The 13,584-nt window shown below is 42.4% G+C and carries 12 protein-coding genes and 1 other annotated feature; of the genes, 6 read left to right on the top strand and 6 right to left on the bottom strand.

What is annotated here, in order from left to right:
* Nucleotides 1-10: 10 nt before the first annotated feature.
* From FFM66_RS06580 to guaB, 5 genes are all read left to right on the top strand, one after another.
* On the top strand, nucleotides 11-193 hold the full coding sequence (locus tag FFM66_RS06580) for a DUF951 domain-containing protein (protein WP_048605318.1): 183 nt from the start codon (nucleotides 11-13) through the stop codon (nucleotides 191-193).
* An 8-nt stretch (nucleotides 194-201) separates the two neighbouring features.
* Nucleotides 202-1,302: a redox-regulated ATPase YchF gene (gene ychF / locus FFM66_RS06575; protein WP_048604654.1), complete on the top strand. Its 1,101-nt coding sequence runs from the start codon at nucleotides 202-204 to the stop codon at nucleotides 1,300-1,302.
* Nucleotides 1,303-1,375: 73 nt separating this feature from the next.
* Nucleotides 1,376-2,068, top strand: a complete 693-nt coding sequence (locus FFM66_RS06570) for a DUF1129 domain-containing protein (RefSeq protein ID WP_048604655.1) — start codon at nucleotides 1,376-1,378, stop codon at nucleotides 2,066-2,068.
* Nucleotides 2,069-2,195: 127 nt separating this feature from the next.
* Nucleotides 2,196-3,950 (top strand): DNA helicase RecQ, encoded by a 1,755-nt coding sequence (recQ, locus tag FFM66_RS06565; RefSeq protein WP_048604656.1) that lies wholly within the window; start codon nucleotides 2,196-2,198, stop codon nucleotides 3,948-3,950.
* Between the two features lie 111 nt (nucleotides 3,951-4,061).
* Nucleotides 4,062-5,546 (top strand): IMP dehydrogenase, encoded by a 1,485-nt coding sequence (gene guaB, locus FFM66_RS06560; RefSeq protein ID WP_137605394.1) that lies wholly within the window; start codon nucleotides 4,062-4,064, stop codon nucleotides 5,544-5,546.
* Between the two features lie 98 nt (nucleotides 5,547-5,644).
* Here guaB and FFM66_RS06555 read toward each other — a convergent pair whose 3' ends face one another.
* On the bottom strand, nucleotides 5,645-6,853 hold the full coding sequence (locus FFM66_RS06555; RefSeq protein ID WP_048604658.1) for an MFS transporter: 1,209 nt from the start codon (nucleotides 6,851-6,853) through the stop codon (nucleotides 5,645-5,647).
* 36 nt (nucleotides 6,854-6,889) lie between these two features.
* Complete coding sequence (locus FFM66_RS06550) at nucleotides 6,890-7,213, bottom strand: hypothetical protein (RefSeq protein WP_048604659.1); 324 nt, start codon at nucleotides 7,211-7,213, stop codon at nucleotides 6,890-6,892.
* Between the two features lie 237 nt (nucleotides 7,214-7,450).
* On the opposite strand from FFM66_RS06550, the gene FFM66_RS06545 reads away from it, so the two are divergent.
* Complete coding sequence (locus FFM66_RS06545; RefSeq protein ID WP_048604660.1) at nucleotides 7,451-8,110, top strand: Crp/Fnr family transcriptional regulator; 660 nt, start codon at nucleotides 7,451-7,453, stop codon at nucleotides 8,108-8,110.
* A gap of 64 nt (nucleotides 8,111-8,174) precedes the next feature.
* Here the strand turns inward: FFM66_RS06545 and FFM66_RS06540 are convergent, their stop codons facing one another.
* The 4 genes from FFM66_RS06540 to croR all read right to left on the bottom strand — a co-directional run bounded on the left by FFM66_RS06540 (nucleotide 8,175) and on the right by croR (nucleotide 13,169).
* The gene (locus tag FFM66_RS06540; protein ID WP_048604661.1) at nucleotides 8,175-9,635 is read right to left on the bottom strand and encodes a polysaccharide deacetylase family protein; all 1,461 of its coding nucleotides are present in this window, start codon (nucleotides 9,633-9,635) and stop codon (nucleotides 8,175-8,177) included.
* Between the two features lie 112 nt (nucleotides 9,636-9,747).
* Nucleotides 9,748-11,019, bottom strand: coding sequence for a serine--tRNA ligase (serS, locus tag FFM66_RS06535; protein ID WP_048604662.1), 1,272 nt, complete (start codon nucleotides 11,017-11,019; stop codon nucleotides 9,748-9,750).
* Between the two features lie 51 nt (nucleotides 11,020-11,070).
* Nucleotides 11,071-11,266, bottom strand: a binding site (T-box leader).
* A 48-nt stretch (nucleotides 11,267-11,314) separates the two neighbouring features.
* On the bottom strand, nucleotides 11,315-12,490 hold the full coding sequence (locus FFM66_RS06530; protein ID WP_048604663.1) for a sensor histidine kinase: 1,176 nt from the start codon (nucleotides 12,488-12,490) through the stop codon (nucleotides 11,315-11,317).
* Nucleotides 12,480-13,169 carry a response regulator transcription factor CroR gene (gene croR / locus FFM66_RS06525; RefSeq protein ID WP_048604664.1) on the bottom strand — a complete coding sequence of 230 codons (690 nt, stop codon included), beginning with the start codon at nucleotides 13,167-13,169 and terminating at the stop codon, nucleotides 12,480-12,482. The genes FFM66_RS06530 and croR overlap by 11 nt, the downstream gene beginning before the upstream one ends.
* Nucleotides 13,170-13,584 lie beyond the last annotated feature (415 nt).

The following is a 13,584-nucleotide window of genomic DNA, read 5'->3' as shown; positions in this document are numbered from 1 at the left end:
AGGTGTTTTAATGTATGATTTAGGTGATATTGTAGAAATGAAAAAACCCCATGCTTGCCAAGCCAATCGCTGGGAAATCATCCGCATGGGGGCAGACATTAAAATAAAATGTACCAATTGCGGCCACATCGTAATGTTGACCCGTCGCGATTTTGAAAAGAAAATGAAAAAAATTCTAGAAAAGAAAGTGTGAAGGAAATCATGGCATTAACCGCCGGAATCGTTGGCTTGCCTAACGTTGGAAAATCAACTTTATTTAACGCAATCACAAAAGCAGGAGCAGAAGCAGCAAATTATCCTTTTGCAACGATCGATCCCAATGTGGGAATGGTAGAAGTACCGGACTGGCGCTTGCAACGCCTGACTGAGCTGGTGCATCCGAAAAAAACAGTTCCTACAACCTTTGAATTTACTGATATTGCGGGAATCGTCAAAGGTGCCAGCAAAGGGGAAGGCTTGGGAAACAAATTCCTTAGTCATATCCGCCAAGTGGATGCGATTTGTCACGTGGTTCGCTGTTTTGATGATGAGAACATCACTCACGTAGAAGGACGTGTCGATCCCTTAGACGACATTGACACCATCAATTTGGAGTTGATTTTGGCTGATTTAGAATCCATCACCAAACGTTACGATCGCGTAGCAAAAGTTGCGAAAACCAAAGACAAAGAAGCCGTTGCCGAATTGGCTGTTTTGGAAAAAATCAAAGTTGCATTAGAAGCCGGAAAATCCGCCCGCAGTGTGGAATTTACTGATGAGCAACAAAAAATCGTTAAAGGGCTATTCCTATTGACCAGCAAACCCGTCCTTTACGTGGCAAACGTGGCAGAAGACGAAGTAGCTGATGCCGACAACAACCATTATGTACAGGAAGTCCGCAATTTTGCTGCAACTGAAAATGCAGAAGTCATCGCTGTTTGCGCCCGTGCAGAAGAAGAAATCGCTGAATTGGATGATGAAGACAAAGCTGATTTTCTTGAAGCGATGGGCATCGAAGAATCCGGGTTGGATCAATTGATTCGGGCAGCCTACGATTTATTGGGCTTGGCAACCTATTTTACTGCCGGAGAACAAGAAGTTCGGGCTTGGACCTTCCGCAAAGGAATGAAGGCACCACAAGCTGCCGGTATTATCCATACCGATTTTGAACGGGGCTTTATCCGAGCTGAAACGGTTTCCTTTGAAGATCTTGACAAATATGGCACAATGCACGCCGCCAAAGAAGCAGGACGGGTCCGTTTAGAAGGAAAAGACTACGAAGTGCAAGACGGAGATGTCATGTTGTTTCGTTTTAATGTCTAAAAACACTATCATACGAGAAAATGGTATGGTAAAATTGCCTCTGGAAATGTCAAGAGCGAAGGGAGAATAACAAATGGAGCCAGAAACTCTGCGCACATATGTTTCAGAAAATCGTGAATTAGAAAAAGAACTAACAAAACGTAACCAACAATACATCTTTGATTTGAAAAAATCTTTGGATGCCGCCAATCTTTCTGAAGAAGAAAAAACGATTGCGCTGCATGAAATGCTGCCGGTTTTAGTAAAAGAACAAAAAGGGGGCAAAACTGCCCGCCAATTGTTCGGTACTGTCTCTGAACGAACCGAAGCTATTCTAAGTGCACCTGCCGAAAAAGAGGAATCTTCTCCGGTTTTGATGTGGCTGGATAATACCCTGTTATTATTGGGACTTTTCTCCGTCATGATCGGTCTGATGTCCTTTATCGCCAAAGGTCAAGGTCAATCTTACGGAATGCTGGCACTCTTGCTTGCCGCTATGGTCGGTGGTTGGGTCTTCTACCTGATGTACAAATACATCTATCAGTATGAACGCAAAGGTGCTGACAAGAGCCAACGACCAAAATTATGGAAGACCATCTTATTGCTGGTACCATCCTTCTTATTATGGATTATTGTTTTCAGCAGTTCGCCTTTGTTGCCAAAAGCCATCAATCCGGTTCTCGATCCAATCATTACAATCGTCATCGGTGCCGCAGCCTTTGGTTTGCGTTACTATTTAAAGAAAAAATACCACATCGTTGGCAGCCTATCCGTGCCAAGAAACTAACGTCGAAAATTTTCGACGTTTTTTTGATAGGTGAAAGAACCTCACGAATCCGTTTTGAAAAGAAAATCAATGGAGAGGTGGGTTCTTTCCTTTTTTTGCGTATAATAGAACCAAAGGATGGGATGAATTGGAATTAACAACATTATTAAAAGAAAAATTCGGCTATGATGCCTTTCGTCCGGGACAAACAGCAATCATCGATCAAATTTTACATCATCAAAACGTGTTGGGCATTATGCCAACAGGTGGCGGAAAATCGGTTTGCTATCAATTGCCGGCACTGGTTTTAGAGGGCTTGACCTTGGTTATTTCCCCCTTGATTTCTTTAATGAAGGATCAAGTGGATGCATTGAACGATATGGGAATTCCGGCAGCGTTTATCAACAGCACCTTGAGTGTACCGGAAATGAATGAACGGCTGCGTTTAGCCGTGGACGGCAAGATCAAATTGCTGTATGTCGCCCCGGAACGATTGGAATCTTATGAATTTCAACAACTGCTGCGGCATGTGCCGATTGAATTGCTAGCGGTAGATGAAGCCCATTGTATTTCACAGTGGGGGCATGATTTTCGCCCCAGTTATTTGAAATTGGCGGAAACGATTCAGCAGTTTGATCAGCGCCCGGTGGTAGTAGCACTGACGGCCACGGCGACTCCGCAAGTTGCGGAAGATATTTTGCAACGATTGCAGATTCCCCCAGAAAATAAAGTGATGACCGGCTTTGCCCGAGAAAATCTGGCTTTTCAAGTGATTAAGGAACAAAAAGATACCTATCTGCTGGAATATCTGCGGGTGAATCGGGAGCAAGCCGGCATTATCTATGCCAGCACCCGGAAAGAAGTCGAACGACTGTATCACTTATTAAAAAGCAAAAAAATTGCGGTTGGCAAATACCATGGCGGCATGAACGAGCAAGAACGTTCTCAAAACCAAGAAGATTTTCTTTTTGATCGTATTCAGGTCATGGTGGCCACCAATGCTTTTGGGATGGGAATCAATAAGAGCAATGTCCGGTTTGTGATTCATGCGCAGGTTCCCGGTAATTTGGAATCATATTATCAGGAGGCGGGGCGTGCCGGTCGAGATGGCTTGCCCAGTGAAGCAATCTTATTGTTTGCTCCTCATGATTTGCAGATTCAGCAATTCTTTATTGATCAGTCGGAAATGGCGATTGATTACAAACAAAACGAATATTTAAAATTGCGGGAAATGAGCCAGTACGCCCATTCGCAAATCTGCCTGCAACGTTATATCCTGCGCTATTTTGGCGAGGACGGTCCCGATTGCGGCCGTTGTAGCAATTGTTTGGATGAGCGGGAAGTAACAGATATCACCATTGAAGCACAAAAAGTTCTGTCTTGTGTCAAACGGATGGGGGAGCGTTTTGGGAAATCTCTTGTAGGGAAAGTATTGACCGGCTCAAAGGATCAAAAAATCAGCCAGTGGCATTTTGAAAGACTGCCCACATATGGTTTGATGAAGGACTGGAGTCAAAAAGAAGTGGTTCAACTGATTGATTATTTGACTGCTGCCGGTTTTTTAACACCAACGGAAGGACAGTTTCCCATGTTGAAGGTCTCTGCAACCGGTGTCGAAGTCCTGCTGGGCAAACAGAAAGTTACTCGCAAACAAACGACGGTCAAAACGATTGTGGAAAATACAGAATTGTTCGAACAACTGCGACGGTTGCGAACCGAATTGGCGCAGGCACAAAATCTGCCACCATACGTGATTTTTTCTGATAAAACGTTGCAGGAGCTGGCAGAAAAACAACCCCAAACAACATTGGATTTTTTGCAGATCAAAGGGGTCGGTCAAAACAAACTGGAAAAATATGGCACCGCCTTTCTGGAAATCTTAAAAGACAGCGGCAATTCTTAATAAATCCTACTTTTTTTGCCAATAAAATGAGAATTTATTTTGATTGTTTGACTTGTCTGATTTTTTCTGTTAATTTCATAAATAAAATTAAATTTGAGGAGTGGTACGGAAATGTCCAACTGGGAAACAAAATTCGCGAAAAAAGGTTTAACTTTTGATGATGTCTTGCTGATTCCGTCAGAAAGTCATGTTTTGCCAAACGAGGTAAGTATGCAAGTGCAGTTAGCCAAAAATATTCGATTGAATATCCCAATCATCAGCGCCAGTATGGATACCGTAACGGACAGTAAAATGGCGATTGCCATGGCTCGTCAAGGTGGGCTGGGTGTCATCCATAAAAATATGAGCATCGCTGCGCAAGCTGACGAAGTGCGAAAAGTGAAACGTTCGGAAAGCGGCGTAATCATTGATCCTTTCTTTTTGACGCCGGAACATTTGGTGGCGGATGCGGAGCACTTGATGGCAAAATACCGAATCAGCGGGGTGCCAATCGTTGAAACGATGGAAAACCGCAAATTAGTCGGAATCATCACCAACCGTGACATGCGTTTCGTGACGGATTATCGAATTCCTATCGCAGAAGTCATGACCAAAGATGAATTAGTAACGGCGCCTGTTGGTACAAAATTAGCGGATGCGGAAAATATTTTACAGAAACATAAAATCGAAAAATTGCCAATCGTGGATGAAAATAATCGCTTAAGCGGCTTGATTACCATCAAAGATATTGAAAAAGTCATCGAATTTCCTAATGCGGCCAAAGATGAACATGGTCGTTTGTTAGTAGCGGCGGCAGTTGGCGTAACCAGTGACACCTTTGAACGGGCGCAAGCCTTGCTGGATGCTGGAGCAGATGCCATCGTGATCGATACAGCTCACGGTCACAGTGCCGGAGTGATTCGTAAAATCAAAGAAATTCGCGAAACCTTCCCACAAGCAACGTTGATCGCTGGAAATGTGGCGACAGCAGAAGCAACCAAAGCCCTTTATGATGTCGGTGTCGATGTTGTAAAAGTGGGAATCGGACCTGGGTCAATTTGTACGACACGGGTAGTAGCCGGTGTGGGTGTTCCCCAATTAACTGCGATTTATGACGCAGCTTCTGTGGCCCGTCAATATGGCAAATCAATCATCGCAGACGGCGGAATCAAGTATTCTGGTGATATTGTCAAAGCTTTGGCAGCCGGTGGACATGCAGTTATGTTAGGCAGTATGTTGGCAGGAACAGACGAATCCCCTGGTGAATTTGAAATCTATCAAGGTCGTCGTTTTAAAACATACCGAGGAATGGGTTCGTTAGGCGCAATGGAAAAAGGCTCCAGCGACCGTTATTTCCAAGGAGGCGTTAACGAAGCCAATAAATTGGTCCCAGAAGGAATTGAAGGACGAGTTGCCTATAAAGGTAGTGTCTCAGACATCATTTTCCAAATGACCGGTGGGTTGAAATCCGGTATGGGTTATGTGGGTGCAGCCAATTTGGAACAATTGCGGGAAAATGCACAATTTATCCAAATGAGCGGTAACGGCTTGAAGGAATCCCATCCTCATGACGTACAAATCACCAAAGAAGCACCAAACTATTCCGTTGAATCTTAAAAACTGAGAATCTAACAACCCCCCCGCAGCAGTTGCTGTGGGGGGTTTTTGATGGTACAAATCAATTTTCGATAAAAAGGAAAGAAGTTTCCGTCTAATTATTCAGCGACAGACTCCGATACGGCTTCGCTTTTTTCTTTGGTGCTGACGGTTTTTTTATAAAAAATAGCATATAAAACCGTGCAAAGAATTGGAATGATCGCTGAAAATAGATACAATCCGGAAAATGATAGGAAGCTGCGTAATTCACCCATAAGGTAAGGACCAACACCTAAGCCCAGATCCAAACCGATGAAATACGTGGAAAGAGCGATCCCAATCCGATGGCTGTTGACCTTTTTCAAACAAATCGCTTGTCCATTTGACATGAAAGTACCGTAACCTAAACCGATAAAGGCACCAGCCAGCAGTAGCATCCAGCTAGCAGAAGTAAAGCTCAACACGATCAACCCTAAAGATAAAAAGAGATAGCTGGGATACATGACATAATTTTCTCCCTTGGCATCAAAAATTCTGCCGGACAATGGTCTGGTAAAGGTAATGACTGTAGCATAGACCACGAAGAAGAAGGAGCTGGCTGTTACTAAATGGATGACTTGTGCGTAGGAAGAAAGAAAAGCCAACACACTTGAATAAGCCAAGCCAATCAAAAAGGCGATAAAGGAAATAAACAAGACCTTGTATTCGATAAAGCTGTCTAAAGACCATTTATTCAATAATGCCCGATGTTCTTCAGATAAGGTAATATTTTTTACCGGCATCATGAAACAACCAATGGTGGTAAATAAGATCAAAAGAACGGAGAAAAGAATAATGAAATAAAAATTGGTGGTATTCAGCAAAACCATACCAAGGAAAGGTCCGATGGCTGCTGCTAAACTGGTACTTAATCCGTAATAGTTGATGCCTTCGCCGTTTTTGGATTCTGGGATATAGGCGGTAACAATCGCATTCGTTGCAGTGGATACCGTTCCATAAGCAAATCCGTTTAAGAAACGTACCAGATACAAAATAGCAATGGTTGGCATATAAAAATAAGCAAGGGTGGTCAGCAGGTAAAATACCGCACCAAAACGCAAGACGGCTTTACGACCGAATAATTCCAGTTTCTTCCCAACATAAAGCCGGGCAAGCAATGTGCCGATAATGTAAATCCCAGAAGCAAGTCCGGCTTGTCCGGGGGTAGCTCCAAGATGATCTTGTGCGATAACGGCGATGATGACCATCAAAAGATAATAAACCAAAAAGACGATAAAATTGATAACAGTGATACTAATAAATCCTTTATTAAATAATTTTTCTTCCATTACGGATCATTCACTCCAATAAGTTTTAGTTTCTTGTTAAAAGGCTGGGTGCAGACGCATATCAAAATCGACCGTTGCAGTTTCTTCCTGACAAACGTTTTTCAGTTGTTGGATTTTTTGTTCCACATCGGCATAGTTTGAAGGGTAGCGATCCACCAGCTGACGAATAAACAAATCCCGAGTTTCCATGAAGCGTGCCAAGATTTCTCGCTGTTCTTTCTCCTCTGTTAGGGGTTGTGTTCGCAAAAGCAAATATTCTTGGTAGGCATCGTTGAGGAAAACCAACGCAGCTTCCCGGTCAAAACGTGCCCGGTAGGCAGCTTCTAGCCGGTCAATTAATAATTCTGTCCATTGTTCCATAGTAAAAACCTCTTTTCTTTTTTCTTTACGAGTGTCACTATACCAAGACAGAAACCAAAAAAAATGCGACTTTGCTGTTTTTTTTCGGTAATGACAAAAGGAAGAAACCTAAATCAACAACATTTGTTACTATTTTTTGTAAATTTTCAGAAATAATTATTAGTGTATCTTATGAGTACATCTGTTATTATAGGTTGAGAAAAAGTTGTTTATTAGAAAAAGGGAGTGCACCAAAAAATGGATAGTAAGGTCTTAAGTGACTATCTGAATGAACACTCATTTCCGATCATTGTGAAGGAAAAGAAGAAATATCTGATTTATGAAGGATTACAGGACAAGCATGTCTATATTTTGAAGAGCGGGGTAATCAAGACCAGCGTGATCTCAAAGGATGGACGGGAATTCAACATTGAATACATCAACGGCCTTGAAATCGTCTCCTTGTTAAAAGACGAGTATTCCCAATTTATCGATGCCCCCTTCAATATTCGGGTGGAATCAGAAAAAGCCGAGCTTTATCGCATCGACCGGGTGGAATTTTGGAAACACATCAACAGTAATCTGGAGCTGCAAAATTACGTTAAAGATTATTACCGGCTACGTTTGCTCCATTCTATGAAAAAAATGCAGCAGATGCTGATGAACGGCAAATTTGGGGCAGTCTGCGCACAGATCTATGAACTCTACGATATGTTTGGTGTTGATGTGGAGGGAAAAGGAATTTTGATCGATTTTGTCGTCACCAATGAGGAAATCGCTCGTTTTTGCGGTATCGCAGCGGCCAGCTCTGTCAATCGAATGATGCAGCAATTAAAAGAAATGGGTGCCATCGCAGTAAAAAATCGGCGTATCTGGATCAAGAATCTGGAGATTATCAAAGAAAACATTATTTTTTAACAACTTCAGCAATTATTCAAAAAAGGCTAAGAGCCGCGGAATTTCCGCAACTCTTAGCCTTTTCTTATTCAACATAACGTTCGTCTGTCATACCGAAGTATTGATGGAGAGGTTTTTGTTTGCCCGCCAATAAAGTATCGATAGTGACAAATTCATACCCCTGTGCTTGCAGGGTATCGATGATGCCGGGAACTGCCGCAATCGTTTCAGAGTGGATATCATGCATCAGGATCATGGCCCCGTTATAGGCACTGCCTGTCACCCGTGGCGTAATGATCGCTGCGTTTTTGGATTTCCAGTCTTCAGAATCAATATCCCATTGAATGATCGGCTTGCCGATCGTTTTTGCGGTTGCTCCATCAATTGCGCCATAAGGAGGGCGAATATTTCGTGGCAATATTCCGCTGGCTTCAAAAATCGCCTTGTCGGTCTTGCGAACTTCTTCTTGGACCTGTTTGGCATTTAAAGTCGTCAACTGAGGATGGGAATAGGAATGACTGGCAACTTCATGGCCTTCCTCGTGGACACGTTTTACCAATTCTTGATTGGCAGACACATTTTCACCCAGCATGAAGAAGGTCGCCTTAGCATTTTTTTCCTTCAGAATATCTAATAATTTTGGTGTCGTCACACCATTTGGCCCGTCATCAAATGTCAGTGCAATATATTTTTTCTTTGGATCGATGACCGGCAAGGCATCTTTCACTGTTGCCGGATCCACCAGCTGCGTATTGACATAAGCTGCAATATCTTTGTAAGCCAAGGTGATGGTCGATGTTCCCGTGTCATTTTTTGGCAAGGAGATCGTCAGATTTTCTGGTGTATAAGTGATCTCATTATCAAAACTGATCCGAGGCATAGTCAAAACCTTGTCGATCATTCCTTTTTCCTTTGAAGCATCCAGAATTTTTTGTTGGATCACTTGCTGAATACCCAAAAGATCTGCTTCGGAAGGGATAACATCTTTGATGGCAACCGCCTTACCGGTTTTTTGTGAGACATAAACTGGGGCTTCGCTAAGACCTTTGGCTTGTTTAAAGGTATTTTCTTTTTCGTTCCACCGATAATGCTCCGCCACTAATTGGTAGGTATCCAATTGATCGGTCACATGCTTGACAGCAACTTTGCTGACAAGAACCGCCATTTCATCTGCTTTGACCTGTTTTTTGATTTGATTGGCAAGTGCGGTTAATTTTTTATCTGCATCAGGAATCGGACTGTCATTTTGTGGGGTGTAGATCACCAATTTGACCTGTTCGTTTCCTTTAACGGTTTTCTTATTCGCTAATCCGCTTTGATCCCGTTCTTCTTGAATATCTGCCAACAAGCTTTTGGCGCTGTCGGTAAAGTGTTCCATCGCCTGGGCTTGATGCTGCTTCATTGAAAAAATCGAATAGCCGCCAACAAGGACGAGAGCTACAAATAAAATACTGATAATCGTAAAAATATTTTTTCCAGTGTTACTTTTTTTCGGCTGTTGGCTATGGCGCTGGCTACGGGTCGAATAGTGCTGATTTTCACTCATTTAGAGACCTCCGTAAAACAATAGAAATTATTAACTGTAACGGCATTGTAACATCTTTGTAACATTCCTTCAAGCCCAAGAGACAAACAAAAAATTAAATTAACGATCATTATTATTTAATGACCGTTACGCCGCCCATATAAGGAACTAAAACATCCGGTACTGTGACGCTGCCATCTGCATTTTGGTAGTTTTCCAACACAGCTGCCACTGTCCGACCAACGGCTAATCCAGAGCCATTCAAGGTATGGGCGTAATGAATTTTTCCATCAGCATCCCGGTAACGGATCATGGCGCGTCGTGCTTGGAAGTCTTCACAGTTAGAACAAGAGCTGATTTCCCGATAGGTGTCTTGCGCAGGAATCCAGACTTCAAGATCGTAGGTTTTTGCGGCAGAAAAGCCCATGTCTCCGGTTGAAAGAGCGACAACCCGATAAGGCAAATGTAATTTTTGCAAAATGTCTTCAGCATTGTTGGTCATTTTTTCTAATTCTTCATAAGAATGGTCTTCATCACTGAATTTGACCATTTCTACTTTGTTGAATTGATGCAAACGAATCAGACCACGGGTATCCCGACCGGCACTACCGGCTTCTGAACGGAAAGAAGGGCTCAAGGCAGTCACAGAGATTGGCAGCTCTTTGCCATCTAAAATTTCACCGTTGTAAAAGTTTGTCAAAGGAACTTCCGCCGTAGGGATCAATGTCAAATCTGAATTTTCTAATTGAAAGACATCTTCTTTGAATTTTGGAAATTGTCCTGTCCCAAACATAGCATTGCTGTTAACGATGTATGGTGTCATCATTTCAGTGTAGCCGTGTTCGTAGATGTGTTGATCCAGCATAAAGTTGTATAAAGCACGTTCTAGACGTGCACCAAGACCGCGGTAATAAACGAAACGACTGCCGGAAACCTTTGCTCCCCGTTCAAAATCGAGAATACCTAATTTTTCTGCGATATCCCAGTGTGGTTTTGGTTCAAAATCAAAGGTTCGGGGTGTTTCCCAGCGGCGGACTTCCACGTTGTCCTCTTCGTCTGCCCCAACAGGTACAGAATCAGCCGGTAGATTTGGCAAAGTGGTCGTGATCGTTCGCAGTTCTTCATCAATTGCGGCGATTTCCTCGTCGAAGGCTTTGATTTTCGTCCCGACTTCCTTCATTTCAGTGATTTTATCTGCTGCATCTTGCTTCGTCCGTTTCAATTGTGCGATTTCTGCAGAAACGTCATTGCGGTATTTTTTTAAATCTTCCGATTGAACTAGCAATTGACGGCGTTTTTCATCCAATGTCAAAAAGCGGGTCAAAATTTCTGCCGGTACGCCTCGTGTACTTAATTTCGTTTTTACCTCTTCAAAATTTTGCCGAATCATTTTTACATCTAACATTTTCGTTCCCCCTATAAATTATAAATAAAAAAAACTCCGCCCCAAAGCTATGCTTGGGACGAAGTAACGATCGCGTTGCCACCCAAGTTCAACATTTCTGTTGCCCTTGAAGACTTGTAACATAAGTCAAACGTTCCTTCTTTCGAAAGACCCATTGAGAAGTGGATTCCAAATCGCCTCTTACTGATTTGCACTACCCATCAGCTCTCTGAAAAAAAGAAGATTTGTACTAGGTTCTCTGTATTTTAGCTCTTTTGTTTGTACTAAGAATAACGAAAAAAATCTCCTTCGTCAACTATTCCTTTTTTGCCATTGCGCTATTGCGCTTGATAGGTAGATGGATGATAAAGGAAGTCCACTGGGGCGTAGATTTTGCATAGATATAGCCGCCGTGCAAGGCGACAATACTTTGGGAGATCGCCAGCCCTAAACCGGTGCCGCCAGTTTCCTGATTGCGGGATTCCTCCACCCGATAGAATCGGTCAAACAACGAATCCAGCGCATATTTCGGAATCATTTCCCCATTGTTTTTAACCACCAGCACAGCTTCTGTTCCGGCTTTTTCCACTTCAATGATGATTTGTGTGGCACCTTTGCCGTATTTCAGGGCATTGGTCAGTAAATTGTTAAAGACCCGCACCAGTTTTTCCGTATCACCATCCATGATCAATTGCGGAGCATCAGCCACCGTCTGAATCTGCACACCTTTTTTACTGGCTTCCAGTTCAAAATCCACAGCAAGTTGTTCCACCAGTTGAACCATATCAAAACTGGTCATGTTGATAGGGACACTTGGTTGCCGAACCTTCGTGTATTCAAAAAGATCCTCCACCAGCGACTTCATTTGCTTGGCTTTGACGTAAGCGGTGTGGGTATATTTCAGCAAATCTTCTTCTGAATGATACTGCCGATCCTCGATCAGCCCCAAATATCCGATGATCGAAGTCAAAGGGGTACGAATATCATGGCTGACATTTGTAATCAACTCATCCTTAGATTTTTCGATTCGCCGCTCATCTTCGATTGCAGCCACCGTACTGTCTACCAGCCCGTTGATACTGGAAACAACCCGATTCAAGTCTCCCCGTAGTTCAAAGGGAATGCGATGATCGTAATTGCCGTTAGCGATGTAGTGCAGCTCGCTGATAATATGCCGCAGCTGCATTTGCCGATACCGGCGAATCAATCGCCAATACAAAACCGCCACATCAAGAATCAGAAAAAGCGGCAAAATAAAATTGCGGCCATTCCAAAAAATGTCAGAATCCAAGCGGCTGGCAAAAATATTTTTTGAATCCCAAATAGCATCTGTCAATGAAGGGGAGCTGTTGATGACAGAAGAGAGTACCACCAAAACAGCGACATTTAATAGTAACAATAAAATAATCGTTACGATTCCTTCTGCAAACAACTCGCTGATTTCTTTTGAGGTCAACGTGATATGTTTCTTTTTTTCGGTTTTATTTTGCATCTATCTTGTAGCCGACCCCCCACACAGTTTGAATGACCTTTTCGCCATCCGTCGCTTCCTCGATTTTATCTCGCAAATGACTGACGTGTACCATGACGGTTTTGGCAGAAACCACACTTTCTTGTTTCCAAACCCGTTCAAAAATTTCGTCGGCACTAAAGACCCGATTAGGATGAGAGGCTAGGAGATACAAAATGCCAAACTCCAACGCTGTCAGTTGGATCTCTTTACCCTCCACCGTTTTGACTTCGTGGGAATCTTTGTTGATAATCAGGGAGCTGACCTCCAATACATCTGGTTGTTCCGGTTTGACCTGCATGCTGGTTCGGCGCAACAAAGATTTGACTCTGGCCATTACCTCTAAAGGATTGAAGGGCTTCGTCACATAATCATCTGCTCCAGCCACCAAGCCTTTGATTTTATCCATGTCAGTAGTTTTGGCAGTCAACATAATAATTGGAATCTGCGACTCTTTTCGCAGTTCCTTCACTACTTGCATCCCATCTTTTTCCGGCATCATAATATCTAAAATCAGTAATTCAATATCCGGCGTCGTGCGAATCTTCGAAAGAGCCTCTTTTCCGTCATAAGCTTTTACCACTTCATAGCCCTCGTTGTGGATATAAATGCTCAGTAGTTCAACAATTTCCTTGTCATCATCAGCAACTAATATTTTCATAAATAAATTCCTCCTACTATATAATGTCAACTTTTCCTTCTTCACAGCTTAATAGTATCAAAAAAAAGCAAAAGTAGACACTTAAAGCCATTTTTGGTGCGATACTTCCGATTTATAAATAGCGAATGATTCTTCCATATAGAAAAAACACGAACGTTTATTTTGAAAACAACAAAATCATCGGAATAAAAAAGAATAAAACGAATAAAAAAACCATTATTTTCTATTATAAACGGATTCTTAAAAATGTTGATAGAACAACAATCTTTTGGTTGACTTAGAAGCGAATGCTTGGTATATTATTACATGTTCGCAAGAGAGAAACAACGCTTGAGAATAGCAATTAAAAAAGTTTGGAAAAAACTTAAAAAAGTGATTGACAGACGGCAAACAGATTGCTAAAATAACAAAGTCG

The organism is Enterococcus songbeiensis, from assembly GCF_005405265.1.
GTDB classification, from domain to species: domain Bacteria; phylum Bacillota; class Bacilli; order Lactobacillales; family Enterococcaceae; genus Enterococcus_C; species Enterococcus_C songbeiensis.
This window is presented reverse-complemented; position numbering and strand designations above follow the sequence as displayed.

Bases quoted from the DNA above. Each gene is read 5' to 3' on its own strand.
- FFM66_RS06580 (WP_048605318.1), top strand. From the start codon at position 11: ATGTATGATTTAGGTGATATTGTAGAAATGAAAAAACCCCATGCTTGC.
- FFM66_RS06540 (WP_048604661.1), bottom strand. From the start codon at position 9,635: ATGAGTGAAAATCAGCACTATTCGACCCGTAGCCAGCGCCATAGCCAA.
- guaB (WP_137605394.1), top strand. From the start codon at position 4,062: ATGTCCAACTGGGAAACAAAATTCGCGAAAAAAGGTTTAACTTTTGAT.
- ychF (WP_048604654.1), top strand. From the start codon at position 202: ATGGCATTAACCGCCGGAATCGTTGGCTTGCCTAACGTTGGAAAATCA.
- FFM66_RS06545 (WP_048604660.1), top strand. From the start codon at position 7,451: ATGGATAGTAAGGTCTTAAGTGACTATCTGAATGAACACTCATTTCCG.
- FFM66_RS06570 (WP_048604655.1), top strand. From the start codon at position 1,376: ATGGAGCCAGAAACTCTGCGCACATATGTTTCAGAAAATCGTGAATTA.
- FFM66_RS06555 (WP_048604658.1), bottom strand. From the start codon at position 6,853: ATGGAAGAAAAATTATTTAATAAAGGATTTATTAGTATCACTGTTATC.
- FFM66_RS06550 (WP_048604659.1), bottom strand. From the start codon at position 7,213: ATGGAACAATGGACAGAATTATTAATTGACCGGCTAGAAGCTGCCTAC.
- croR (WP_048604664.1), bottom strand. From the start codon at position 13,169: ATGAAAATATTAGTTGCTGATGATGACAAGGAAATTGTTGAACTACTG.
- serS (WP_048604662.1), bottom strand. From the start codon at position 11,019: ATGTTAGATGTAAAAATGATTCGGCAAAATTTTGAAGAGGTAAAAACG.
- FFM66_RS06530 (WP_048604663.1), bottom strand. From the start codon at position 12,490: ATGCAAAATAAAACCGAAAAAAAGAAACATATCACGTTGACCTCAAAA.